This window comes from Caballeronia sp. LZ003, assembly GCF_031451465.1.
Lineage (GTDB): Bacteria > Pseudomonadota > Gammaproteobacteria > Burkholderiales > Burkholderiaceae > Caballeronia.
On sequence record NZ_JARUXJ010000004.1, the window covers coordinates 509,450 to 522,664 of the forward strand.

Below are 13,215 nucleotides of genomic sequence, written 5' to 3' on the forward strand. Positions count from 1 at the left end.
CGATGTCCGAAATCAAGCAAGAGAAGCGAGGCGAAGCGCCGGTCGTGCGCTTGCCGTTCGATCGCGGCGAGTACGACGCGCGCATGGCGAAGACGCGACGCGCAATGGAGAAGGCAGGTATCGACCTGATGATCGTGACGGATCCGACCAACATGGCATGGCTCACCGGTTACGACGGCTGGTCATTCTATGTGCATCAATGCGTGCTGCTTGCCATGGAAGGCGAGCCGGTATGGTTCGGTCGCGGGCAAGATGCGAACGGCGCGAAGCGCACGGTGTTCATGGCGCACGAGAATATCGTCGGATATCCGGATCACTACGTGCAGTCTCAGGTTCGTCATCCGATGGACTATCTCTCGATTGAAGTCATCGTCGCGCGCGGATGGGACAAGAAGCATATCGGTGTGGAGATGGACAATTACTACTTCAGTGCGAAGGCGTATGCGTCGCTCGTTCAGCACTTGCCCAACGCGAAGTTCAAGGATGCGACCGCGCTCGTCAACTGGCAGCGTGCGGTGAAATCGCCGCGCGAGATCGAATACATGCGTGTGGCGGCGCGCATCGTCGAGAAGATGCACGCGCGCATCCTCGACAAGGTCGAGCCTGGCATGAGGAAGTGCGACCTCGTCGCGCAAATCTATGACGCTGGCATCACGGGCGTCGAAGGCTATGGCGGCGACTATCCGGCTATCGTGCCGCTCTTGCCTACTGGCTCGGATGCAGCGGCGCCGCATCTCACATGGGACGACTCCGCGTTCACTGCAAATGCAGGGACGTTTTTCGAAATCGCCGGATGTTTCAAGCGCTATCACTGTCCGCAATCGCGCACGGTTTATCTCGGCAAACCGCCGCAGCATTTCATCGATGCCGAGAAGGCGGTAGTCGAAGGCATTGAAGCAGGACTCGCCGCTGCGAAGCCGGGCAACAAGACCGAGGACATCGCCGATGCGTTCTTCGCGGTGCTGCGCAAGTCGGGTATCGAGAAGGATAGCCGCTGCGGTTATCCCATCGGTGCGAGTTATCCGCCCGACTGGGGCGAGCGCACCATGAGCTTGCGGCCGGGGGACAAGACGGTCCTCGAACCCGGCATGACGTTTCATTTCATGCCGGGACTATGGCTCGATGACTGGGGTCTCGAGATCACGGAAAGCATCCTGATTACCGATACCGGCGTCGAGACTTTCTGCAATACGCCTCGCAAATTGTTCGTGAAGGAGTAGTACGATGCGCGCGTCACCGATCAGTCCGACCGTCGACTTCGAAGCCGACGGCGAACAACACGGCTTCCTGAAGCTGCCGTATTCGCGCAACGATTCGGCGTGGGGTGCGGTAATGATTCCGGTCACGGTCATCAAGCGCGGCGACGGACCGACCGTGTTGCTCACGGGCGGCAATCACGGTGACGAGTATGAAGGGCCGATCGCGTTGTCGAAGCTCGCATCGACGTTGAAGGCCGGCGATATCAATGGCCGCGTGATCGTGGTGCCGTTCATGAATTACCCGGCGTTTCGCGCGGGTACGCGCACGTCGCCCATCGACGCGGGTAATCTCAATCGCAGCTTTCCGGGCCATCCCGATGGCACGGTGACGCAGAAGATAGCCGATTACTTTCAGCGTCATTTGCTGCCCTTGGCGGACTACGTTCTCGACATTCATGCAGGCGGGCGTACGCTCGATTTTCTTCCGTTCGCGGCGACTCACGTGTTGGCGGATGCACGGCAACAGGCTCGCTGCGAAGCCGCCATGCGCGCGTTCGGCGCACCTTATTCAATGCGCATGCTCGAACTCGATAGCGTCGGTTTATACGACAGCGCAGCCGAAGAGGCGGGCAAGGTGTTCGTCTCCACCGAACTCGGTGGCGGCGGTTCATCCACTGCTGCTAGCGTCGCCATCGCGGAACGCGGCGTGTATGGCTTCCTCGCCCATGCGGGCATCATCGACAAAGAAAGCGTGATTGGCGAAGCGCGCACGACCACGCTGCTCGATATGCCCGATGACGCGTGCTATACGACGAGCGAACATGCGGGCTTGCTGGAGATGTGCCGCGATCTTGGCGACATGGTGGCCGAGGGCGACGTGCTCGCGCGTGTTCATGACATCACGCGCTCTGGCGCGACGCCGGTCGAATATCGCGCAAAGCGTGCGGGACTGCTTGCGGCAAGGCACTTTCCTGGCCTCGTACAAACAGGGGACACGGTGGCTGTCGTGGCCGACATCATCGAACGCAACATACCGGTGACGATCTGACTTGACCAAACTCGACCGATACGATCTGGCTATCTTGCGCATCCTCGCGGGCGACGGACGCATTACGAAGTCGCGTCTGGCGGAGAAGGTGAACCTGTCGATCTCACCTGCATGGGAGCGCGTGAAGAGGCTCGAAGAAAGCGGGATAGTAAAGGGATATCGGGCGAATATCGACTGGACGTCGGCGTTCAAGGGAAGCCGTATCGTCGTGGAGGTTACGCTCTCGCGGCATACCGCGTCAGACATGAGACGCTTCGAAGACCGCGTGCAACAAGCGTCCGAGATCGTGCAGTGCGTGGCGACAGGTGGTGGTGTCGATTACGTGCTGCATGTAGTCGCGCGGGACATAGACCACTACCAGCGCTTCATCGACTCGTTGCTGGTGGAGGAACTCGGCATCGAAAAGTACTTCACGTATATCGTGACCAAGGTCATCAAGGACGATTGCGGTGGTCCGCCCGAGTGGGCGCAAGTTTGAGTCGCGAACATCGAAACAGAAAAAACATCAGGCGTGGCAAGCGATAACGAAAAATTCCGCGGCGGCATGAGCTTAAAGTGACTTCATCGAATCCGAGTCAAGAGCGAATCAATCGATAGGAGCGAACATCATGCTGTTAGGACATCCGGTTCTCTTCAAGTCGCTGTGCTATGTGGACGGCCGTTGGGTACATAGCAACAATGCCGCGTCGATCCCGGTGGTCAATCCCGCCGATCAGCAGGTCATCGGGCATGTGCCGATGCTCGAACGCGAACAGATCGTCAGCGCCGTCGGAGCCGCCGACCGCGCGTTTCAAGCGTGGCGCTGGACACCCCAGCAGAAGCGCAGCGAGTTTCTCATGCGCTGGCATGAACTGATCTTGCGTCATCAGTCTGACCTCGCCGGCATTTTGTCGCTGGAGCAAGGCAAGCCGCTCGCCGAAGCGAAGGGCGAGATCGCATATGCCGCGAGCTTTATCGAATGGTTCGCCGACGAAGCAAAACGCCTTGCAGGACGCACCATTCCAACGCATATCGATGGCGCGCATCTCGGCACGGTCATGGAGCCAGTCGGCGTTGCGGCGCTCATCACGCCATGGAATTTTCCCGTGGCGATGATCACGCGCAAAGCCGCGGCCGCTATCGCGTCGGGCTGCACGGTTGTCATCAAGCCTGCGCATGAAACGCCTTTTTCAGCGATGGCGCTTGCACAACTCGCGGAAGAGGCGGGCTTTCCCGCAGGCGTGTTCAACGTCGTGATCGGCGAGCCGCAGATGACCATGGAAGCGCTCGTGAGCGACACTCGCGTGCGTGCGGTGAGCTTCACCGGTTCGACGCGCGTTGGAGGTCTCGTGGCAAAGGCCGTGGCGCAGGCAGGCATCAAGAAGCTTGCACTCGAGCTTGGCGGCAATGCGCCGTTCATCGTGACCGAGGACGCAGATCTCGAACATTCGGTGCGCGTTGCGATTGGGGCAAAGTTTCAGACATCGGGTCAGGATTGTTGCGCCGCGAATCGCATCTTCGTGGCGCGACCCTTGTACGAAGCGTTCGTGCAACGTTATACCGAAGCGGTCAAGGCACTGAAGGTAGGCAGCGCGTTCGAAGCGAATGTCGATGTCGGTCCGCTCATGCATCAGGCCGCTTTCGATGCGACCGTTGCGCGTATCGAAGACGCAAAGGCGCAAGGCGCGCGCATCACTGTCGGCGGCAACGCGCATGAGCTCGGTGGATGGTTCTATGAGCCGACCGTTGTCGCGGATGCTAGAGCTGGCATGCGTATCTACGATGAAGAGAACTTCGCGCCCATCTCCGCGATCTCTCCGTTCGATACGCTCGACGAAGCCGTGACACGCGCCAACGATACGGAATACGGCCTTGCCGCCTATATCTGCGCCACGCGCATCGACACGATCTTCCAGTTGGTGCGACGGCTCGACTTCGCAATGGTCTCGGTGAACGGCGTCAAGTTCACGGGCGCGCCCATTCCCTTTGGCGGCATGAAGGCATCGGGTCTCGGCCGCGAAGGTGGCGCGGAGGGCTTCGAACCGTTCGTCGAAACGAAATATTTTTGCTTAGGGAATCTGGGTCTGCCGCTTTCGAGCGCAGCCTGATTCAACGCACGTTAAGTACACGCATAGCGCTTCAAGGAGAAGCACATGAGCCAGCAACAGCAATCGCTTGAACACTTGTTCGCGGAAGATCGCGCGCATTTCATGCATCCGTCCACGCACGCTCACGATCATGCAAGCGGCGCGTTGCCGGGCAAGATCGTGACGGGCGCCAAGGGCATTCGTATCGAAGATCATCAGGGCCGGACTTATATCGATGCATTCGCAGGACTGTATTGCGTGAACATCGGCTACGGTCGAACCGAAGTGGCCGAAGCCATTTATGAGCAGGCAAAGAAGCTCGCTTACTATCACACTTATGTCGGCCACTCGACCGATGCGATCATCGAGTTGTCGTCGCGCATCGTCGCGTGGTCACCGGAAGGCATGAAGAAGGTGTACTACGGCATGTCCGGGTCCGATGCCAACGAAACGCAGGTCAAGATCGTCTGGTACTACAACAACGTACTGGGTCGCCCGAACAAGAAGAAGATCATCTCGCGCGAACGGGGCTATCATGGCTCGGGCATCGTCACGGGCAGCCTCACTGGCTTGCCGAGCTTTCATCAGCACTTCGACTTGCCGATCGATCGTGTGAGGCATACGGTTTGTCCGCATTGGTATCGAAAGGCACCGGCTGGTATGAGTGAAGCGCAGTTCACCGCATACTGCGTGGAAGAACTCGAGAAGCTGATCGCGAAGGAAGGCGCGGATACCATCGCTGCGTTCATCGCCGAACCGGTCATGGGCACGGGCGGCATCATCGCGCCGCCGGAAGGTTACTGGGATGCTATCCAGCAAGTGCTCAGGAAGCACGACATCCTCTTGATCTCCGATGAAGTCGTGTGCGGCTTCGGACGTCTCGGCTCGAAGATGGGCGCGCAGCATTACGGCATCAAGCCGGATCTCATCACCGTGGCTAAGGGCCTCACGAGCGCTTATGCGCCGCTGTCGGGCGTGATCGTGGGCGAACGTGTATGGGATGTGATCGACAAGGGCTCGCGAGAGCATGGTCCGATGGGACACGGCTGGACCTATTCGGGTCATCCCATTTGCGCGGCTGCTGCGCTGGCCAACCTCGACATTCTCGAACGTGAAAACCTCACGCAGAATGCGGCGGAAACGGGTGCTTATCTGCATGCGCAGCTTCACGCGGCATTCGATTCGCATCCGTTAGTGGGCGAAGTACGTGGCGCGGGTATGCTTGCCGCGCTCGAATTCATGGCCGATAAAGACGCGCGCAAACCTTTCGATGCGGCGCTCAAGGTCGGGCCGAAGGTATCGGCAGCGGCTCTGGAGCGCGGTGTGATTGCGCGAGCCATGCCGCACGGCGATATTCTCGGCTTTGCGCCACCGCTCGTCACGACGCGTGCCGAAGTGGATGAGATAGTCGGCATCGTCAAGCAGGCGGTCGACGCGGTGGCTAATGACGTGATCGGATCGACCGTTGCGAGTTGAAGGTCCGGAGTGGAATGCGCGTTGCTCATGTTGTTGGCACCGACAGCCTTTAACGGGAGCAAGCAATGACGATTAACGACAGCGAACAGAAGAGCACGGATAAGCCGCTTGGCGATGCTGGCAGCGGAGCAAGCGGCGGCGGTTCTATCGGCAATCTGCCGGGTCCCGGTTCAGCGACAGGAGGCGATCCGAAGCAAGGAGTGCGTCAGCCTAATGCGGGAGAGATCGAGCCTGAAAATAGGCGGCTTGACGAAGATCCGCATCAAACGGCGGAAGTGCCTTTGGGTTCAGGCAGCCGACCTGAACCGGCAGGAAAGGGTGGACTTGGCCCACAAAAAAGCGAAGGTGACGGTGCAACGTAGCACGAGTCGCTCAAGCCTTGAAAAGAAAGCGGCCGCTTTGTGCGGCCGTTTTCTGCTTGGCGATTAACGCGTGGCGATGTACATCGTAATTTCAAAGCCAAAGCGCATATCGGTAAAGCTAGGGGTTTCCCATTTCATAAAGCCTCCTTTTGCTAAAGCGGCCAAGCGGTTGCAAGACCGATGCGCGGTTCTAAGCTTGATTTAGCGCCGTGCGAATCCGCGCCCAAAATTCGACGCGCTTTAATCCTAACGCGTCTTAGGCGTCTGCATCATTGGAAATTGCCCGCAAGATCATTTAATTTATTTATAGCGGTCTTGGCCAGTTTCCCGAATCGTCAGGGGATGTACCTACTTTGTCAGGGTCCGTGACGGGATTCTGTTCCAGCGCTTCTCCGGGACGAGGGATTACCCTGTCTGCCTCGGACGGCTCGATTTCGTTCAGTCGATTGCCGCCGGGTGTACGCGGCTCTTCATGCAGGTCGTTATTTGCTTGCGCGGATATCATTACGGTTTCCTTAAGTCGCCTTGTCATTCGATGAACCAGGCCGATAAACTAGCAACCGTTGTACCTAAGGCCAGCGTGCGCCAGGCGCACTTGATGCTAGCCGATTGATATGTCTATCCACTCGAAGGAGCGAAGCATGTCAATCGAAGCGGACCGTATTTCCGATCTCGAAGTGAAAGTCGAAGACACGTTGTACATGTTCGACACGAAGGATCGCGCTGACGCGTTCATGCAGTGCCTTGGCAACGACTCGTTGCAGACGTGCACCACTAATCATGCGCCTGTATCGATGCGCGCTGTGACGACCGACACCGGCGTGCCGGAAGGTGAACCGGGTAGTATCATCTCGCCCTCGCTTGGCGGCATGCCCTGATCCAATGCTCAAGAATCAGAGAATGGCGCTTGAAGTAGTGCGTGGCGCAAGCGCGCTGCGCGTCAGCGACTCTAGTGGCAAAGGCTTGTCGAAGAAGTAGCCTTGCGCCTGCGCTGCACCCATGTCGCGTAGCACTGCAAGCGTGGCCGCGTCCTCGACGCCTTCGGCGACAAGCGTGAGATCGAGCGACTCGGCCATTCGCACGATAGCTCGCACGATCGCGCGACTACGAGGGCTTTCGGTCAGTTCGAGAATAAACGACTTGTCGATCTTGAGGCCGCTGAACTGATACTGATGCACATAGCTCAGGGACGAAAAGCCCGCGCCGAAGTCATCCAGTACGACGGACATGCCGTTATCCGCGAGTCTTTGCATGGTGCGGCGCGCAAGATCCGGCTCGGCTACGAGCGCGCCTTCCGTCAGTTCGAGACATACACGCGATGGCGACACGCGATAACGCCTGAGCAGCGCAAGGACATCGTCGGCGAACTCGGGGCGCGTCATGCTATAGCTCGAACAATTGACATGCACGGGCGGCCAGTGCGCAAAGCTGGCATTGGAAAGTATCGCGGCGACGCGTTCCAGCATGTATAAGTCGAGCCGACCGATGAGACGCAGCCCTTCCACTGCAGGCAGAAATTCGCCGGGTGCCACGATACGTCCATCGGGTTGGCGCCAGCGAATCAACGCTTCGAGCGCGACCACTTGGCCACTCCCTACATCGACGATAGGCTGAAAATACGGCAGCAACTCGTCGTCGCGCTTGATCGCGTTACGCAATGCGCCCTCGCGTTCGACCTGATCGGAGACCTGTCGGCGAAGCTCCTGATTGAACACGACGAAGCTGTCGCGGCCCGCGTTCTTGACGCGATACATCGCGGTATCGGCATCGCGCAAAAGATCGGCGGGCTCGGTATGAAACTGCGTGTCCGCGCTCACGATGCCAATGCTGCACGAAGAAAACACCACATGTTCTTCGATATGAAACGGCAGATCGAAAGCCGCGAGGATGCGCTTGGCAATCGCCACCGCGTCGCGTACCGGCGCCTTGGGCGACAGCACTGCGAATTCGTCGCCGCCCAAGCGAGCGAGCAGATCGGTGGAGCGCAGACAATCGCGCAGGCGCGCGGCGGCCTGCACCAGCAACATGTCTCCGAAATGATGACCCAGGCTGTCGTTCACCACCTTGAAGCGATCGAGGTCGATGAACATCACCGAGAGCTCATCGCCGCGTGTCTGGTAGTCGTGCCATGCACCACGCAGCCGATGCATCAGATGACTGCGGTTGGGCAGGCCGGTCAATGCATCGTGCGAATTCTCGTACAGCAGACGCGCGTTGACATCGTCGAGTTCACGCGTACGGGCCTGCACACGGGCTTCGAGCTCGAGGTTGGCTGCATGCAATGCTTCGGCATCGCGACGGCGCGAGAGGGCGGTATCGATATGGCGCGATACGAAGGTCAGCAACTCCTGATCGCGCTGCGAATAGCGCACGAGCGGCGAGTAACTTTGCACCGCGAGCACGCCGCGCACGACATCGCCATCGAATAGCGGAATGCCGAGCCACGAGCGCAGGCGCACGTCGTCGTGATCGGTTTCGAACGCCCCTTCCGCGATGAGACGCAGCGCTTCCTGATGATCGATGAGACGCGCGCGGCGTTCGCGAATCACGTACTCGGTGAGCCCACGCTGGCCGCGACGTGGCTCGGGCCGCTCCTGCACGATCTCATCGACGTAATAGGGAAACGAGACTTCGCATGTTTCGGTTTCGAAGAGCGCCACATAAAAATTGCGCGCATAGAGCAGCTCGCCGACGATGCCATGCAGACTGCGAAAGAACTCCATCATGTCGCCGGGCCGGCTCGACAATTCCGCGATTTGATATAGCGCTGCTTGCAGATGTTCGGAACGCTCGCGCTCGGCAATGCCATGTCGCAAAGCAGCGTTGAGCTTCGACAATTCGGAGGTGCGGCGGGCGACCTGTTCTTCCAGATCCGCGCGATGCAGGATACGGTCGAGCGCCATCGCGACGTGACGCGCCACGACTAAAAACAGCGCGCGGTCCTCGGCGGTGTACATGCGCGAGACGTCATAGACCTGCATGGCCAGCATGCCGAAGACTTCGTCGGACGCATTCTTGAGCGGCGCGCCCATCCAGAACTCGGGGCGATCGCCGATGCAATAGAAACGCTCCGCGCGTTCGGCGGCGCAGATGTCGGCTGCGGTCACGAAGAGCGGCTGCTCGCTCGTGAGCACTTGCCCTGTCATCGAAAGACGCTTGGGATCGAGAATGTCGTAGTTCTCGGCGGCGACCACGTCCGTGTCGATCACATCGACGTAATACGGATAGGTGATCTTGCCGGTCTTGCGGTCGTAGAGCGCGAGGTAGAAGTTCTCGGCGTCGATGAGCGTGCCGAGACGCTCGTGCACGCAACGCAGAAAGTCCGCGCGCTCGGGCACCGAACTGGCGAGATACGCGATCTCATACAACACGCGTTGCGTGAGTTGCGCCCGCGCGAGGACATCGGCTTGCACGCGTTCACCAAGTGCGCGCGCGAGTTCAGCGAGATGTGCATTGTCGCTGTATGCCACAGGCGCGAGCAGCCAGCCGAGCACGCTTTCGCCGCGGCCGGTCGGCCAGGCATGCCAGCCGTGCGCGGCGCAGGCTTTCGCGAGGCGGTCCTCAGCGATGTCGCTTGGCCACGCTGGTATGCAAAATCCATTGCCCTGGCGTTCAAGATGCAATTGCTCCCCCGCGCGATACCAAGCCCATGTGTTGGGGCAAGCGGACGCGGCAGTGTCCCGCAGCAAGGCGTCGATGGACGGTGCGATGTTCGCCAGCGCGGCATCGGCCGCGGCAGCGTCGGTCACGTCTTCCTGTGCGGCCTGAGCCGCCTGCAGTGGCGCGTTATACGCGGAAAACACACTCATCGGCGCTCCAGGCCCTCAGGCCGCCTCGTCGGACGGTTGGTTAAGCAAAGCGGCTCGCGCACGGTTGCCCGAAGCGCCTCATGCAATCGCTCTTACTCTGGTATCGGCAGCGAGCATACAGCCTTGAGCATGGATGACAAAAAAAGCGGCAGGATTGGCTTTTGCATGCACTTTATGCCGATACCGCCGCGCGGGCGAAGCGCTCGCGGTAAGTCTGAGGCGCAACCCCGAGTGCGCGCACGAAGCCGCGTCGCATGGTTTCTTCCGAACCGAAGCCGCAGCGTGCCGCAATGCGCTTGACTGGCAGGTCCGTGTCGCCCAGCATACGGCGCGCGGCTTCCAGCCGCATTTGTTCGATGGCGCGAGCAGGCGTTGCGCCGGTCTGCGCCCGGTAATGACGCACGAAGCTGCGCTCGCTCATGCCGACGCGCGCCGCCAGCGTTCCGATGGATAGATTGCATGCAAGATTCTCCGCGATCCATGCATGCAATTCGCCGAAGCGTTCGCCCGAGTCCTTCTGCAGCGAAAGCGCGGCGCTGAACTGAGCCTGCCCGCCGGGGCGCTTCAGAAACACGACGAGATGACGCGCGACATCGAGCGCGAGCGCGCGTCCGAGATCATCTTCGACGAGCGCAAGCGCCAGGTCGATTCCCGCTGTCACGCCTGCGGAAGTCCAGAGATCGCCGTCGCGGATGAAGATGGGATCGGACTCGACCCGCACCGCCGGAAAGCGGCTCGCCAGTTCGGCGCAGCGCGTCCAGTGCGTGACGGCGCGGCGTTCGTCCAGCAGGCCGGTCGCCGCAAGCAGAAAGGCGCCGGTACACACCGATGCCGTGCGGCGTGCATGAGCGGACCGCGCGCGCACCCAGTCGACCAGCGTGCGGTCGCGCAGCGCTTCATGCACGCCCCAGCCGCCCGCGATGACGAGCGTGTCGCACGGCTCGCGCGCATCGGGCAGCGCTTCGCCGATCAGCCCAAGTCCCGCCGATGCTGTCACCGTGCCGCCCGGCGCGACGACTCTCGGGCGATAAGGGCGTGGCATGCCGGCCTCGCGCGCCAGTTCGTTCGCGGACGCGAACACCTGCATGGGACCGGCGACATCGAGCAACTGGACGTCGGGAAAGGCGAGTATGTCGATGATGCGTGGCTTCGGCGATGACATGATAGCTAGGGCGCTTGGCGTAAAAGGTGGGGCGATCGACCATCTCGCCATAGCGTAGCGGCGTAGGATGCATTCGTCCACCTTCATTCTTCAACCTGCCACGAGAGATAAAGCGATGACCCTTCAAATCGGCTTGCTGCTTTTCCCGCGCGTTCAACAACTCGACCTCACCGGTCCGTACGAAGTCTTTGCGCATCTGCCGGACGCTAATGTGCATCTTGTATGCAAAACGCTTGCGCCTGTTCCTTCCAGTACAGGGATGCAACTCGCACCCGACACATCGTTCGCGGAATGCCCCACGCTCGACGTGCTCTGTGTTCCCGGAGGCGAAGGCGTCGGCGCTCTGATGGAAGACGAGGAAACGCTTGCGTTCATCCGCCAGCAGGCGAAGGGCGCTCGCTTCATCACTTCGGTATGCACCGGTTCACTCGTTCTCGGCGCGGCCGGTTTGCTGCGCGGCAAGCGTGCGACGACGCATTGGGCTTTTCACGAACTGCTGGGCGAATTCGATGCGACGCCCGTGCACGCCCGCGTGGTGCGCGACGGCGCCTTGTTCACGGGCGGTGGAATCACGGCGGGCATCGACTTCGCGCTGACGCTCGCGGCTGAACTCGTCGGCGAGCACGAGGCGCAGGCCATTCAACTGCAAATGGAGTACGCGCCCGCGCCGCCGTTCGATGCCGGGGATCCGAATCACGCGCCTGCCGCCGTAGTGGCGGACGTGCGGGAGCGCTCGGCGGCTTCGCTCGCAAAGCGCAGGGAAATCACGAAGCGCGCGGTGCATCGGCTCGGATTGAATGCTTGATGCAAAATGCCGGCATGCCGCATTTTGAATGCCAAATGCCTGTATTCAGAACCGCTTTTGCATGAAGTACCGCGCACGTCCTGCATGGAAATCCGCCAGTTCGCCGAAGACTTCGAAACCGTGGCGAGCATAGAGATCGCGGGCTGTCGGATTGAGCGTATCGAGCCACGCGGCGCGGCAGCCGCGCTTGCGTGCCTCGACTTCGGCGGCGTCGAGCGCGCGAGCGCCAAGTCCGCGACCGCGCGCATCTTCGCGAACCCAGAGCCATTTGACGAAAAGCCATTCCCACGCGGTATAGCCCGCGAGGCCGCCTACAAAGTCGTCGCCTTGATAAAGCGAAACGGCCAAGTCGCGATGATCGCTTGGTCCGAGTTGACCGGTATTGAACGCGGCGAGACCGCCTGCCACATCAGCCTCGAACGATGCGTCGATCCAGTCGGTCACGGATACCGTCACTTGGATACGCTCGCCCTGCATCAAAGCTGCTCCGGCGGCGCAAGCGAGACGCCGGTAATGTCGTGTCGCGCGAACGCATCCTGAATAAAGCCCGACCGTTTGATGTCCTCGATGAAGTCGCGAAGATACTGCGTGGCCGCATCGCCGCGAGTCTTCGGCAAGCCCATTGCCTGCCTGATCACCATGAAGCGCCCGTCGATCAGCCGTACCCCGGGCGTGCGAGCGGCGTCGGCCTCGAGTTGCTGCTTCACGCCCGCGGCGACCTCGATCCCGTCGCGCAGAAAAGTGTCGACCACCGCCTCCGACAGTCCAGTGCGCACAAGTTGAGCATGCTGCAACTCGCGCGTCAGGAAGAGGTCGTATGCGCTCCCTCTGCCCACCATGATGCGATTGCCCTCGCGATCCACATCCTCGATGCTTGAAAGCGGCGAGTCGTTGCGCACCAGATAACACCCTTCGATCAGCACATACGGTGCAGTGAACGCGATGCCCGCGCCACGCAGCGGATCGATCGCGAAGAAGCCGACATCGGCCTGTTCCGCCGTCACCGTCTCCACCGATTGCGCGGCGTTGGGAAAGGAATTGAATGCAATCTCGACGCCGAGCCGCGCGGCCAGTTCGCGGGCAATATCCACGGAGACGCCGCTGGGTTCGCTGCTCGCCGAATCGCGATGCACGAGCACGGGGTTTCCAAGGTTGAGCGCCGCGCGAAGCGTGCCGGTTGGAGCAAGAGCGTTTTTCGTGGTCGCGGTTAGCGTCATGGTCTTCCTTCGATGAGAGACGTTGGCATCTTGCGTTCTGCATGCAAACCGATCCGATGCAGAATACGCGA

Annotated in this window: 13 protein-coding genes; 8 read left to right on the forward strand and 5 right to left on the reverse strand. The window is 60.5% G+C overall.

Going from position 1 to position 13,215, the window contains the following annotated elements; all coding sequences use genetic code 11:
• The first annotated feature begins 2 nt into the window (after positions 1–2).
• The 6 genes from doeA to QCE79_RS26440 all read left to right on the forward strand — a co-directional run bounded on the left by doeA (position 3) and on the right by QCE79_RS26440 (position 6,151).
• A complete protein-coding gene (gene doeA / locus QCE79_RS26415; protein WP_309848895.1) occupies positions 3–1,220 on the forward strand; it encodes an ectoine hydrolase DoeA in 1,218 nt (405 codons plus the stop codon).
• A 4-nt stretch (positions 1,221–1,224) separates the two neighbouring features.
• Positions 1,225–2,247 (forward strand): N(2)-acetyl-L-2,4-diaminobutanoate deacetylase DoeB, encoded by a 1,023-nt coding sequence (gene doeB, locus QCE79_RS26420; protein WP_250510142.1) that lies wholly within the window; start codon positions 1,225–1,227, stop codon positions 2,245–2,247.
• Between the two features lies 1 nt (position 2,248).
• Positions 2,249–2,725: an Lrp/AsnC family transcriptional regulator gene (locus QCE79_RS26425; protein WP_250467287.1), complete on the forward strand. Its 477-nt coding sequence runs from the start codon at positions 2,249–2,251 to the stop codon at positions 2,723–2,725.
• A 130-nt stretch (positions 2,726–2,855) separates the two neighbouring features.
• Positions 2,856–4,334 carry an NAD-dependent succinate-semialdehyde dehydrogenase gene (locus tag QCE79_RS26430; RefSeq protein ID WP_309848899.1) on the forward strand — a complete coding sequence of 493 codons (1,479 nt, stop codon included), beginning with the start codon at positions 2,856–2,858 and terminating at the stop codon, positions 4,332–4,334.
• A gap of 45 nt (positions 4,335–4,379) precedes the next feature.
• Positions 4,380–5,789: an aspartate aminotransferase family protein gene (locus QCE79_RS26435; protein WP_309848902.1), complete on the forward strand. Its 1,410-nt coding sequence runs from the start codon at positions 4,380–4,382 to the stop codon at positions 5,787–5,789.
• A gap of 65 nt (positions 5,790–5,854) precedes the next feature.
• Entirely contained in the window at positions 5,855–6,151 is a 297-nt protein-coding gene (locus QCE79_RS26440) for a hypothetical protein (protein ID WP_250467282.1), read from the forward strand.
• Positions 6,152–6,214: 63 nt separating this feature from the next.
• Here the strand turns inward: QCE79_RS26440 and pqqA are convergent, their stop codons facing one another.
• On the reverse strand, positions 6,215–6,289 hold the full coding sequence (gene pqqA, locus QCE79_RS26445; protein ID WP_008353049.1) for a pyrroloquinoline quinone precursor peptide PqqA: 75 nt from the start codon (positions 6,287–6,289) through the stop codon (positions 6,215–6,217).
• 503 nt (positions 6,290–6,792) lie between these two features.
• Between pqqA and QCE79_RS26450 the strand changes: the two genes are divergently transcribed.
• Positions 6,793–7,029, forward strand: coding sequence for a hypothetical protein (locus QCE79_RS26450; protein WP_309848905.1), 237 nt, complete (start codon positions 6,793–6,795; stop codon positions 7,027–7,029).
• 15 nt (positions 7,030–7,044) lie between these two features.
• On the opposite strand, the gene QCE79_RS26455 is transcribed toward QCE79_RS26450, so the two are convergent.
• Together QCE79_RS26455 and QCE79_RS26460 are read right to left on the reverse strand one after the other, a co-directional pair.
• Positions 7,045–9,960, reverse strand: coding sequence for an EAL domain-containing protein (locus tag QCE79_RS26455; protein ID WP_309848908.1), 2,916 nt, complete (start codon positions 9,958–9,960; stop codon positions 7,045–7,047).
• A gap of 172 nt (positions 9,961–10,132) precedes the next feature.
• Positions 10,133–11,122, reverse strand: coding sequence for a GlxA family transcriptional regulator (locus tag QCE79_RS26460; RefSeq protein ID WP_309848911.1), 990 nt, complete (start codon positions 11,120–11,122; stop codon positions 10,133–10,135).
• 115 nt (positions 11,123–11,237) lie between these two features.
• On the opposite strand from QCE79_RS26460, the gene QCE79_RS26465 reads away from it, so the two are divergent.
• Positions 11,238–11,927 carry a DJ-1/PfpI family protein gene (locus QCE79_RS26465; protein ID WP_309848914.1) on the forward strand — a complete coding sequence of 230 codons (690 nt, stop codon included), beginning with the start codon at positions 11,238–11,240 and terminating at the stop codon, positions 11,925–11,927.
• A gap of 45 nt (positions 11,928–11,972) precedes the next feature.
• Here the strand turns inward: QCE79_RS26465 and QCE79_RS26470 are convergent, their stop codons facing one another.
• Both QCE79_RS26470 and QCE79_RS26475 read right to left on the reverse strand, forming a co-directional pair.
• Positions 11,973–12,404: a GNAT family N-acetyltransferase gene (locus QCE79_RS26470; RefSeq protein ID WP_309848917.1), complete on the reverse strand. Its 432-nt coding sequence runs from the start codon at positions 12,402–12,404 to the stop codon at positions 11,973–11,975.
• Complete coding sequence (locus tag QCE79_RS26475) at positions 12,404–13,144, reverse strand: ABC transporter substrate-binding protein (RefSeq protein ID WP_309848920.1); 741 nt, start codon at positions 13,142–13,144, stop codon at positions 12,404–12,406. The genes QCE79_RS26470 and QCE79_RS26475 overlap by 1 nt, the downstream gene beginning before the upstream one ends.
• Positions 13,145–13,215: the final 71 nt, after the last annotated feature.